Source organism: Nocardioides conyzicola, assembly GCF_039543825.1.
Taxonomy (GTDB): Bacteria; Actinomycetota; Actinomycetes; order Propionibacteriales; family Nocardioidaceae; genus Nocardioides; species Nocardioides conyzicola.
The window spans coordinates 393,531-404,093 of sequence record NZ_BAABKM010000002.1 but is presented as its reverse complement, the minus strand read 5'-3'; the positions used below and the strand labels follow the sequence as shown (position 1 = coordinate 404,093).

The 10,563-nt window shown below is 70.8% G+C and carries 10 protein-coding genes; 7 read left to right on the top strand and 3 right to left on the bottom strand.

Annotated elements, in window-relative coordinates; translation table 11 throughout:
• Positions 1 to 26: 26 nt before the first annotated feature.
• Complete coding sequence (gene pepN, locus ABEA34_RS04895) at positions 27 to 2,576, bottom strand: aminopeptidase N (protein WP_345519824.1); 2,550 nt, start codon at positions 2,574 to 2,576, stop codon at positions 27 to 29.
• Positions 2,577 to 2,638: 62 nt separating this feature from the next.
• On the opposite strand from pepN, the gene chrA reads away from it, so the two are divergent.
• The 6 genes from chrA to ABEA34_RS04865 are packed head-to-tail and all read left to right on the top strand — an operon-like array spanning position 2,639 to position 8,597.
• Entirely contained in the window at positions 2,639 to 3,994 is a 1,356-nt protein-coding gene (chrA, locus tag ABEA34_RS04890) for a chromate efflux transporter (RefSeq protein WP_345519822.1), read from the top strand.
• 37 nt (positions 3,995 to 4,031) lie between these two features.
• A complete protein-coding gene (locus ABEA34_RS04885) occupies positions 4,032 to 4,640 on the top strand; it encodes a mycothiol-dependent nitroreductase Rv2466c family protein (protein WP_345519820.1) in 609 nt (202 codons plus the stop codon).
• A gap of 44 nt (positions 4,641 to 4,684) precedes the next feature.
• On the top strand, positions 4,685 to 6,490 hold the full coding sequence (gene metG, locus ABEA34_RS04880; RefSeq protein WP_345519818.1) for a methionine--tRNA ligase: 1,806 nt from the start codon (positions 4,685 to 4,687) through the stop codon (positions 6,488 to 6,490).
• A complete protein-coding gene (locus tag ABEA34_RS04875; RefSeq protein ID WP_345519816.1) occupies positions 6,483 to 7,154 on the top strand; it encodes a glutamine amidotransferase-related protein in 672 nt (223 codons plus the stop codon). Before metG ends, ABEA34_RS04875 begins: the two co-directional genes overlap by 8 nt.
• Positions 7,147 to 7,989, top strand: coding sequence for a class I SAM-dependent methyltransferase (locus tag ABEA34_RS04870; protein ID WP_345519814.1), 843 nt, complete (start codon positions 7,147 to 7,149; stop codon positions 7,987 to 7,989). Before ABEA34_RS04875 ends, ABEA34_RS04870 begins: the two co-directional genes overlap by 8 nt.
• The gene (locus ABEA34_RS04865) at positions 7,986 to 8,597 is read left to right on the top strand and encodes a LysE family translocator (protein WP_345519812.1); all 612 of its coding nucleotides are present in this window, start codon (positions 7,986 to 7,988) and stop codon (positions 8,595 to 8,597) included. Before ABEA34_RS04870 ends, ABEA34_RS04865 begins: the two co-directional genes overlap by 4 nt.
• Here the strand turns inward: ABEA34_RS04865 and arfB are convergent.
• Both arfB and ABEA34_RS04855 read right to left on the bottom strand, forming a co-directional pair.
• Positions 8,594 to 9,022 carry an alternative ribosome rescue aminoacyl-tRNA hydrolase ArfB gene (gene arfB, locus ABEA34_RS04860; protein ID WP_345519810.1) on the bottom strand — a complete coding sequence of 143 codons (429 nt, stop codon included), beginning with the start codon at positions 9,020 to 9,022 and terminating at the stop codon, positions 8,594 to 8,596. The two genes, ABEA34_RS04865 and arfB, sit on opposite strands and share 4 nt — an antisense overlap.
• A 1-nt stretch (position 9,023) precedes the next feature.
• Positions 9,024 to 9,446, bottom strand: coding sequence for a CoA-binding protein (locus tag ABEA34_RS04855; RefSeq protein WP_345519808.1), 423 nt, complete (start codon positions 9,444 to 9,446; stop codon positions 9,024 to 9,026).
• 144 nt (positions 9,447 to 9,590) lie between these two features.
• On the opposite strand from ABEA34_RS04855, the gene ABEA34_RS04850 reads away from it, so the two are divergent.
• The gene (locus ABEA34_RS04850) at positions 9,591 to 10,439 is read left to right on the top strand and encodes an Ig-like domain repeat protein (protein ID WP_345519806.1); all 849 of its coding nucleotides are present in this window, start codon (positions 9,591 to 9,593) and stop codon (positions 10,437 to 10,439) included.
• Positions 10,440 to 10,563 lie beyond the last annotated feature (124 nt).

Sequence of the window (10,563 nt, the reverse complement as noted above, 5' to 3'; positions counted from 1 at the left end):
GCAAACTGGCGCCGACTCGGCGTTGGTCAGGCGTCCTTGGCCTGCGCGGCAAGGGCGCGTACGACGTCGGCGCGGCCCTCGGTGACGTAGCGGACCGCACCCTTCGGCGCGGTGCTGGCGGCCAGCCAGGCGTCCACGCGCGCGACCAGCTCGGGCGAGCCGAGGGCCTTCGGGAAGCCGTGCTCCAGCACGACCGAGGCCTTGTGGAAGCCGAGGGTGTCGATGACGGTGTCGGCGGCCTCGAGGTACTGCTCGAGGTACGGCGCGATCACGTCGTCCTGCCCGTAGCGGAAGATCGAGAACACGATCTCCCGGTGGGTCTCGTTGGGCGTGCCGGGGTCGAGGATCGCCCGCCAGCCGTCCGCCTTGGCCTCGGCCGTGGGCTGCGCGACCCGGGCGGCGGCGGCCTTCTCCTTGCCCGCGATCGTCTTGTCGCGCTCGAGCTCGGCCGCGACGAGGGTCTCGCCGGAGCGACCTGCAGCCGCGAGCGAGGTGACGAGCACCCAGCGCAGGTCCTGGTCGATCGCCAGCCCGTCGACCGTCCACGTCCCGTCGAGCAGCCCCGCGACGTCGGCGAGTGCCTGGTCGCTGTGCGCGGCCGAGGCGTAGGACCGGGTGAAGGTCAGCTGGTGGTCGCTGCCCGGCTCCGCGGCGAGCAGCAGCTCGCGCAGGCCCGACTCCCACTCGGCGCGCAGGGCCGCCCGGTGCTCGGGGGCGCTGTAGGCGTTGACCGCGAGAGCGGCGTACGTCGGGATCCGGGTGACGCCCCACGAGTCGGTCTCGGCGCCGATGTTGGCGAGCACGAGGCGGACGAAGTCGGTTGCCGACATCTCCGCGTCGCGGGTCATGTCCCACGCAGCACTCCACACCAGCGCGCGGGCGAGCGAGTCGTCGAGCTTGGACAGCCCGCCGGTCACCGTCGCGAGGGACCGCTCGTCGAGCCGGATCTTGGCGTACGCGTGGTCCTGGTCGTTGAGCAGCAGGAGGTCCGGCTGCTGCTTGCCGGCCAGCTCGGTCACGACGGTCTCGGCGCCCTCGATGTCGACCTCGAGGTACTCCCGCCGCACCAGGCGGCCGTCGACCTCGTCGTACAGGCCGATGCCGAGACGGTGGCGCCGCAGCGTCGGCTGCTCGGGCGCGGCGGTCTGGACGATCCGGAAGGCGTCGTACGTGCCCTCGGAGCCGAGCTCGAAGGAGGGGGTGAGGGTGTTGACGCCGGCGGTCTGGAGCCACTCCTGGGCCCAGCTCTGCAGCTCGCGACCCGAGGACTTCTCGAGCGCCAGGAGCAGGTCGGCGAAGGTGGCGTTGCCGAACTCGTGGTCCTTGAAGTACTGCCGCAGGCCCGCGAGGAACGGGTCCAGCCCGACCCACGCGACGAGCTGCTTGAGCACCGACGCGCCCTTGGCGTAGGTGATCATGTCGAAGTTGACCTCGACCGCGTGCAGGTCGACGTTGTCCGCGGCGATCGGGTGCGTGCTCGGCAGCTGGTCGGCGCGGTAGCCGGTCTGCTTGCGGGCGTTGGTGAAGCCCGTCCAGGCGTCGGTGTACTCCGTGGCCTCGGCCTCGCACCAGTAGCAGGCCCACTCGGCGAAGGACTCGTTGAGCCACAGGTCGTCCCACCACTGCATGGTGACCAGGTCGCCGAACCACATGTGCGCCATCTCGTGGGTGATGACCGAGGCGCGGAACTCGTAGAACGAGCGCGGCTGGCGGCTGCGGGGGAGGTACTCGTCGCGCAGGGTCACGCAGCCGGCGTTCTCCATCGCGCCCATGTTGTACTCGGGCACGTAGAGCTGGTCGTACTTGCCGAAGGGGTACGGGTAGTCGAACTGCTCCTCGAAGAAGGCGAAGCTCTGCTGGGTCAGCTCGACCAGGACGTCGACGTCGAGGTGCTCGACGAGGGACTGGCGGCAGTAGTGGCCGAGCGGGATGTCGCCGTGCTTGCCGTGGTAGACGTGCTGCACCTCGTGGTACTCGCCGGCCACGACCGCGGTGATGTACGTCGACATCGGCTTGGTCGGCGCGAAGCGCCACACGGCCTTGCCGCTCTCGCCGGCCTCGTCGAGCGGCTCCGGCTCGGGGGAGGGCGAGTTGGAGACGACCTTCCAGTGGTCGGGCGCGGTGACGTTGAACGTGAACGGGGCCTTGAGGTCGGGCTGCTCGAACGTGGTGAACACGCGACGGGCGTCCGGCACCTCGAACTGCGAGTAGAGGTAGACGCGGTCGTCGACCGGGTCCACGAACCGGTGCAGGCCCTCGCCGGTGTGGGAGTAGGTGCAGTCGGCGCGGACGACCAGCTCGTTGTCCGCCTGCAGCCCCGGCAGCGTGATGCGGCTGTCGGCGTACGCCGTGGCGGGGTCGAGCGGCTCACCGTTGAGCGTGATCTCGTGGACGATCGCGTCCACGAGGTCGGCGAACGTCTCCGCGCCGGGCTCGGTCGAGGTGAACCGGATCGTGGTGGTCGAGCCGAAGGTCTTGTCGCCGGTCGTGAGATCCAGGTCGATGGAGTACGACGTGACGTCCAGGAGGGCGGCGCGGGTGGCGGCCTCGTCCCTGGTGAGGTTGGTTCCAGGCATGCGAAGCATCCTGCCACCCGGGCGCGCGCCGGTGAAAAGCAGAGAGCGGGCATCATGGCCGCGTGAGCGACCCGGAGCGTCACGTCGTCCCCCTGTCGGCGGCGACCAAGGCGTGGTTCCTGATCTCGCTCCAGACCTTCGGCGGACCAGCGGGTCAGATCGCGGTGATGCAGCGTGAGCTCGTCGACGAGCGCCGGTGGATCGGGGAGCGCCGGTTCCTGCACGCGCTCAGCTACTGCATGCTGCTCCCGGGGCCCGAGGCGCAGCAGCTCGCCGTCTACACCGGCTGGCTGCTCAACGGGTGGGCCGGCGGCCTGATCGCGGGCGTCCTCTTCGTCCTGCCCGGGTTCGTCGCGTTGCTGGCGCTGTCGGCCGTGTACGTCGCGCAGGGTGACACCACCCTCGTGACCGGACTGTTCGTCGGCCTCGCCCCGGCGGTGGTCGCGGTCGTGGTGCAGGCCGTCGTCAGGATCGGTGGGCGCGCGCTCGGGCACCGTGGGCTGGTGGCGATCGCGGGCGCGGCGTTCCTCGCCCTCGCCGTGCTGGCGGTGCCCTTCCCGCTCGTGGTCTTCGCGGCCGGGCTGGTCGGCTGGCTGGTCGGCCGGCGCTTCCCGGACGTCATGGTCGCGCCCGTGCTGCCGGCGGACCCGGGCGCCGACTCCCCGTTGGTGCCCGACGAAGCACTGCACCGGGCGCCGCCGTCGGCGCGCCGCAACCTCCTGATCCTGGCCGTCGGACTCGTCGCGTGGGTCGGGCCGGTGGCGGTCGCCTGGATCGTCGCCGACGGGGGCACGTCGGTGTTCCTGGACCAGGGTGTCTTCTTCGGCGGCATGGCCCTGGTGACCTTCGGCGGTGCCTACGCCGTGCTCGCGTACGTCGCCCAGGCGGCGGTCGGCACGTTCGGCTGGGTGACGGCCGGGGAGATGACCAAGGGCCTCGCCCTCGCCGAGTCGACGCCCGGTCCGCTGATCATGGTCGTGCAGTTCGTGGCGTTCCTCGGCGCCTACCGTGACCCCGGCAGCCTCGACCCGTGGGTCGCAGGCGTGCTGGCCTCCGTGGTCGTCGTGTGGGTGACCTTCGTGCCGAGCTTCCTCTTCATCTTCCTGGGGGCGCCGTACGTCGAGCGCCTGCGCGACAACGCGACGCTGTCCGCCGCGCTGACGGGGGTGACCGCCGCGGTCGTCGGCGTGATCGCCAACCTCGCGCTCTACTTCGCGATCCACACCCTCTTCGCGGAGTCGCGCCGCTGGGGAGCGGATCACCTCGGGCTGCTGGTGCCGGTCTGGGACTCCTACGTCTGGGAGTCGTTCGTGCTGCTGCCGGTCGCCCTGCTGATGGTGTTCCGGTGGCGCTGGTCGGTGCTGCGCACGCTCGGCGTCTCCGCGCTCGCCGGGCTCGCCCTGTCCGTCCTGACCTGACGGGAATAGTCGGGCACGCGGGGGCTTTGCACCAGGTATGACTGCGAAGACCAACGCCGACTTCTGGTTCGACCCCGCCTGCCCGTTCGCGTGGATCACCTCGCGGTGGATCCTCGAGGTCGAGAAGGTCCGCGACATCGAGGTGACCTGGCACATCATGAGCCTCGCGTTCCTCAACGAGGACAAGGACATCCCGGACGAGTACCGCGAGTTCCTGAAGACCGCCTGGCAGCCGGTGCGGGTGGTCCAGGCCGCCAAGGAGAAGTACGGCCAGGAGGCGCTGCTCCCGCTCTACACCGCGCTCGGCACCCGCATCCACGTCGAGAAGCAGGACAAGGACCGCCCGATGATCGAGGCGGCGCTCGAGGAGGCCGGCCTCGACGTGTCGCTCGCGGACGCGATGGACGACTCGTCGTACGACGACGCCATCCGCGAGTCGCACCGGCGCGGCATGGACCAGGTCGGCAACGAGGTCGGCACCCCGACCATCGCCTTCAACGGCCACGCCTTCTTCGGCCCCGTCATCAGCAAGGCGCCGAAGGGCGAGGACGCCGGCAAGATGTGGGACGCGTTCGTCACCCTCTCGGCCTTCGAGCACTTCTACGAGCTGAAGCGCAGCCGCACCGAGGACCTCGACTTCAGCTAGCCGCCGATGACAAACGGCTGGCGCCGGGTCCATAGGATCACCGCATGAGCAAAGTCCTGTCCGCCGTCGCCTGGCCGTACGCAAACGGCCCGCGCCACATCGGCCACGTGGCCGGTTTCGGTGTGCCCTCCGACGTCTTCAGTCGGTACATGCGGATGGCGGGCCACGACGTGCTCATGGTCTCCGGGTCCGACGAGCACGGCACCCCGATCCTGATCGCCGCCGGCGAGGCCGGCATGACGCCGCAGGAGCTGGCCGACCAGAACCACCGCATCATCGCCGAGGACCTCACGTCCCTGGGGCTGACCTACGACCTCTACACGCGGACCTCGGCACGCAACCACCACCACGTCGTGCAGCAGATGTTCCTCGGCGTGTACGAGAACGGGTACTTCGTCGAGCAGACCACCTTCGGCGCGATCTCGCCGTCCACGGGCCGCACGCTGCCCGACCGCTACATCGAGGGCACCTGCCCCATCTGCGCCTACCCCGACGCGCGGGGCGACCAGTGCGACAACTGCGGCAACCAGCTCGACCCGATCGACCTGATCAACCCGAGGTCGAAGATCAACGGCGAGGTCCCGGAGTTCATCGAGACCCAGCACTTCTTCCTCGATCTCCCGGCGCTGGCCGACGCCCTGGGGGAGTGGCTCGACGAGCGTGCCGCGTCCGAGACCTGGCGGCCCAACGTGATCCGCTTCAGCCAGAACATCCTCAAGGAGATCCGCCCGCGGGCGATGACCCGCGACATCGACTGGGGCATCGCGATCCCGCTCGACGGCTGGCGGGAGAACCCGACCAAGAAGCTCTACGTCTGGTTCGACGCCGTCATCGGCTACCTGTCCGCGTCGATCGAGTGGGCGCGCCGCACCGGCGACAACGACGCCTGGCGCCAGTGGTGGAACGACCCCGAGGCGCTGTCCTACTACTTCATGGGCAAGGACAACATCACCTTCCACAGCCAGATCTGGCCGGCCGAGCTGCTGGCCTACTCGGGCAAGGGGTCCAAGGGCGGCACGCTCCACGAGTACGGCGAGCTCAACCTGCCGACCGAGGTCGTGTCGAGCGAGTTCCTGACCATGGAGGGCAAGAAGTTCTCCTCCTCCAAGCGGGTCGTGATCTACGTCCGCGACCTGCTCAGCCGCTACCAGCCCGACGCGTTCCGCTACTTCGTCGCCGCGGCCGGCCCGGAGGCCCAGGACTCCGACTTCACCTGGGCGGAGTTCGTCCGGCGCACCAACGACGAGCTGGTCGCGGGCTGGGGCAACCTGGTCAACCGCACGGCCACCTTGATCTCCAAGAACTTCGGCGAGCTCCCGCAGGCCGGCACGCTGACCGCCGAGGACCAGACGATCCTCGACACCGTGGACGCCGCGTTCGGCGTCGTCGGCGACCTGATCGCCCGGCACCGGCAGAAGCAGGCGATCGGCGAGGCGATGCGCACCGTCGCCGAGGTCAACAAGTACGTGTCGGACTCCGAGCCGTGGAAGCTCGCGAAGGACCCGGCCGACCGCGAGCGGCTCGCCACGATCCTGTCGGTGATGGCGCAGTGCGTGGCCGACCTCAACCTGGTCCTCAGCCCGTTCCTGCCGTTCGCCGCCAACGAGGTCGACAAGGCTCTCGGCGGCGCGGGCGACATCGCGCCGATGCCCCACATCGAGGACGTCGAGGACCTGGACGGCGGGGCGCCGTACCCGGTGATCACGGGCGACTACTCCGGCTTCCCGGCCTGGGAGCGCAAGCCGCTCGTGGCCGGCACGCCGATCGGCAAGCCCAGCCCGATCTTCACCAAGCTCGACCCGTCGGTCGTGGACGAAGAGCTCGAGCGCCTCGCGGCCAACGGTGGCTGAGCGGGTCGCCCTGCTGGGCGAGGACCGTGGGCACCGCAGCCATCAGGAGCTCAATGCGCTGCGCCCGCAGCTCGGCATCGAGACCGTCTGGGTGCCGAGCGACTCGTCGTTCGACATCGGCGGGTACGACGGGGTGTGGCTCGTCCCGGGCTCGCCGTACGCCGACGACGACGCGGTGCTGCGTGCCCTCACGATCGTGCGCGAGCGCGGGATCCCGTTCCTCGGGTCCTGCGGCGGCCTGCAGTACGCCGTGCTGGAGTTCGTGCGCTCCGTGCTGGGTGGGCCGGCGACGCACGCCGAGTCCGACGGCGCGGGCGACGACAACGTCGTCGCCGCCCTCGCCTGCAGCCTGTACGGCGAGGAGCGGCTGGTGACGCCGGTGCCGGGCACCCGCTTCGACGGCTGGGTCGACGGACCGTTCACCGGGATGCACTTCTGCAACTTCGCCCCGACCGCCGAGGCCGTGGCGCGGCTGGAGGACGCCGGCGTCGTCGTCGGTGCGACCGCGGACGACGCCGGTGCGGAGGTCCTGGAGTTCCCGGACCACCCGTTCTACGTCGCGAGCATGTTCCAGCCGCACATCGGCGCCCTGGCGGGAGCTCCGGTGCATCCGCTGGTGCGCGCGTTCGTCGGCGCCGTACGCGAGAGGAGCGCCCGTGCGTGAGGGAGAGCCGAGCCGGACCGCCTTCGGGGCCGCCGCCTACCGGGCGGTGCACCAGGACCTCGACGGGGGAGCGATCTTCCGCGACCCGCTGGCCTGGCGGATCCTGGGAGCCGACCGGGAGGCGACGCTCGCCGACGCCGAGGCCACGGGCCGGGCGCGGCTGCGGGTCTTCATCGCCGCCCGGCACCGGTTCGCCGAGGACTCCCTGGCGACCGCCGTCGAGCGCGGCACCCGGCAGGTCGTGGTGCTCGGCGCCGGCCTGGACACCTTCGCCTACCGCAACCCGTACGACGGGACCCGGGTGTTCGAGGTCGACTTCCCGGCGACCGGTGCGTGGAAGCGCGAGCGGCTGGCCGAGGCCGGCATCGGCGTCCCCGGCACCGTGACGTACGTCGGCGTGGACTTCGAGACCGACGACCTGATGTCGCGCCTGGTGGAGGCCGGGCTCGACGCCACGGCTCCGGCGTTCTTCCTGTGGCTCGGGGTCGTGCCCTACCTCAGCGAGGAGGCGGTGGCCGCGACCCTCCGCGCCATCGCCTCGGTGCCGGGGGGCGAGGTGGTCTTCGACTACACCACCCCGACGCACCGGCTCGAGGCGCGGGCGCAGAGCGACCGGACGGACCTGGTTGCGCGGGTCGCCGAGGTCGGTGAGCCGTTGTCGGCGGGACTCGAGCCGGAGACGCTGCACGTGCTGTTGGCCGAGCTCGGGTTCGACGAGGTCGAGGACCTGGACCGGCCCCAGATCCGCCAGCGGTTCCTGGGCCGTCCGGGCGGCACCGAGACCGGCGGCGCCCACCTGCTCCGGGCCCGCGCCGGCGGTATCCTCACGCCATGAGCATCGCGTTCCTGGTGACGGCGCTGGTGATCGTCGCCACGCCCGGCACCGGAGCGCTCTACACGATCGCGACCGGGCTGGCCCGCGGGACCCGCGCGAGCGTGCTCGCGGCGTTCGCCTGCACGCTCGGCACCCTGCCGCACCTGCTCGCCGCCGTGACCGGGCTGGCCGCCGTGCTGCATGCGAGCGGCGTCGCCTTCCAGACGATCAAGTACCTCGGGGTCGCCTACCTCCTCTGGATGGCCTGGTCGACCTGGCGCGACACCGGCGCCCTCACCGTCGACACGGACGGCGGCCCGGCCTCACGGCGTCAGGTGATCGCCTCGGGGATCACCCTCAACCTGCTCAACCCCAAGCTGACGATCTTCTTCTTCGCCTTCCTGCCGCAGTTCGTCCCGGCGGGCAGCTCCCACCAGCTCGTCCACATGCTGCTGCTGAGCGGGGTCTTCATGGCGATGACGTTCGTCGTGTTCGCGGCGTACGGCGCGGGCGCGGCCGCGCTGCGGGACCGGGTGCTCACCCGGCCGCGGCTGGTGCGCCGCATCCGGCAGGCGTTCGCGGCGTCGTTCGTCGCCCTCAGCGCGCGTCTGGCGGTCGAGAGCCGCTAGTCGTCGCGCACCTTGCCGCGCAGGGACTTGGTCGCGCCGCGCTGCTTCTTGGCGTCGAGCCGGCGCTCCTTGGAGCCGCGGGTGGGCTTCGTCGCGCGCCGCGCCGGTGGCGGGGGCGCGAGCGCCGCCCGCACCTGCTCGGCCAGGCGCTCGCGGGCGGCGACCCGGTTGCGGTGCTGCGAGCGGTGCTCGGTCGCGACGACCCGGATGACCGGTGACGGCAGCCGCGCGAGCAGGCGCTCGCGCTGGGTGTCGGTGAGCGCGGTCGAGGCCGAGACGTCGTACTCGAGCTCGACCCGGCTGTCCGTCGTGTTGACCGACTGGCCGCCGGGGCCGGGGGAGCGGCTGAACCGCTCGACCAGCTCGCCGCTCGTGATCACCAGCCCCGACGGCAGCCCGGGCCCGGGAGGGACGCGGACGTCCACGTCAGCCCCGGCCCCGCCACTCGATGGCCGGGCAGGTGTCCATCACCATCGGCAGGCCGGCGGCCGTCGTACGCGCGAACGCCCCCTCGTCGACGACCCCGAGCTGGAACCACACCGCCCGGGCGCCGACCGCGACGGCCTGGTCGGCGAACTCGCCGGCGGCCTCGGAGCGCCGGAACACGTCGACCACGTCGATCGGGAACGGGACGTCGGCGAGCGTCGCGTAGCCCTGCTCGCCGAGCACGGTCGCGGCGGACGGGTGGATCGGGACGACCCGCTTCCCACGTCCCTGGAGCATCGCGGCGATCGCGTACGCCGTCCGCGTCGGGTTGCCGGACAGCCCGACCACCGCCCAGGTCTCGCAGTCGTCGAGCATGAACCGGATCGCCTCCGGGTCCTGCCAGGAGCTGGTCGCGGACGTCATGCCCTCAGCCTAGGTGGGAGCTTCCTGAGGGATTCCACAACTTTGGGGGGTTCTGCGTCGCGATCTCGGATCTGTGACTAATGTGACGGCCGTCTCTGCTACCGCCTGGTAGCGAGCTGAGTTGCTCGGGAGGGAGCACTTTCCATGAATCTTCGTCATCTCTCCGCACGCGCTGCAGTCGCGGGCATCACCACCGCGCTCGCCGCAGGCGCCCTCGTCGGTGTCAGCACGACGGCCGCGAACGCCGAGTCCGTGACCGCGCCGTACAGCTGCAGCGCCGGAAGCACGACCCTGCCGATCGGCGTCACCGCCACGGCCGACCTGTCCGGCTACCCGTCGCTGGCGAGCGGCACCCCGGTCAGCCCGGGCCTGGTCAGCCTCAACCTCACGTTCACGGTCCCGGCCGACGTCGTCAACGCGCTGATGGCGCCGCCGTACAACCAGACCCAGATCGGCGGCGGCAGCTCCGACCTCGCCTTCCCGATCGGCAAGGGCTCGGTCCCGATCGCGGCGTTCACCATCGACCCGGTGCAGCTGGTGCACGACACCCCGGCGACCCTGACCAAGCAGGTCTCGAACTCGGCGTTCAACCTGCCGGAGGCCGGCGCGGCCGCGGTGACGATGCCCGCGTCGTTCACGCTGAACTCGATCATGCCGCTCGCCTGCACCACGGACTCGAAGCAGGTCATCACGACCTACACGATCTCCAAGCAGACCGCGAGCGTCACGGCCAAGGCCCCGAAGTCGGTCAAGAAGAACAAGGCGTTCTCGGTCGTCGTGAAGGTGGCCGGTCAGAACAAGCCCGCCACCGGCAAGGTCACCGCCAAGGTCGGCAAGAAGACGATCGGCACCGGTGTGCTCAAGAAGGGCAAGGCGGCGATCAAGGTCAAGAAGGGTCTGAAGAAGACCTCGAAGATCACCTTCGTGTACGCCGGCGACAAGTCGACGGCCGGGAGCAGCAGCTTCCCGGTCAAGGTCACCGTCAAGAAGTGACCTGAGGATCGTCTCTCTCAAAGACGCCCGGCCGGGTTCTGCCCCGGCCGGGCGTCCGCCATTTCGCGACCAGGTGCGGGGACGTGCGGCCGGGGACGAGCGGCTGGCTACCGACGGGTAGATT

Excerpts from the sequence above, each read along its gene's own strand:
- pepN (WP_345519824.1), bottom strand. The coding sequence starts at position 2,576 with ATGCCTGGAACCAACCTCACCAGGGACGAGGCCGCCACCCGCGCCGCC.
- ABEA34_RS04885 (WP_345519820.1), top strand. The coding sequence starts at position 4,032 with ATGACTGCGAAGACCAACGCCGACTTCTGGTTCGACCCCGCCTGCCCG.
- metG (WP_345519818.1), top strand. The coding sequence starts at position 4,685 with ATGAGCAAAGTCCTGTCCGCCGTCGCCTGGCCGTACGCAAACGGCCCG.
- ABEA34_RS04865 (WP_345519812.1), top strand. The coding sequence starts at position 7,986 with ATGAGCATCGCGTTCCTGGTGACGGCGCTGGTGATCGTCGCCACGCCC.
- ABEA34_RS04855 (WP_345519808.1), bottom strand. The coding sequence starts at position 9,446 with ATGACGTCCGCGACCAGCTCCTGGCAGGACCCGGAGGCGATCCGGTTC.
- ABEA34_RS04850 (WP_345519806.1), top strand. The coding sequence starts at position 9,591 with ATGAATCTTCGTCATCTCTCCGCACGCGCTGCAGTCGCGGGCATCACC.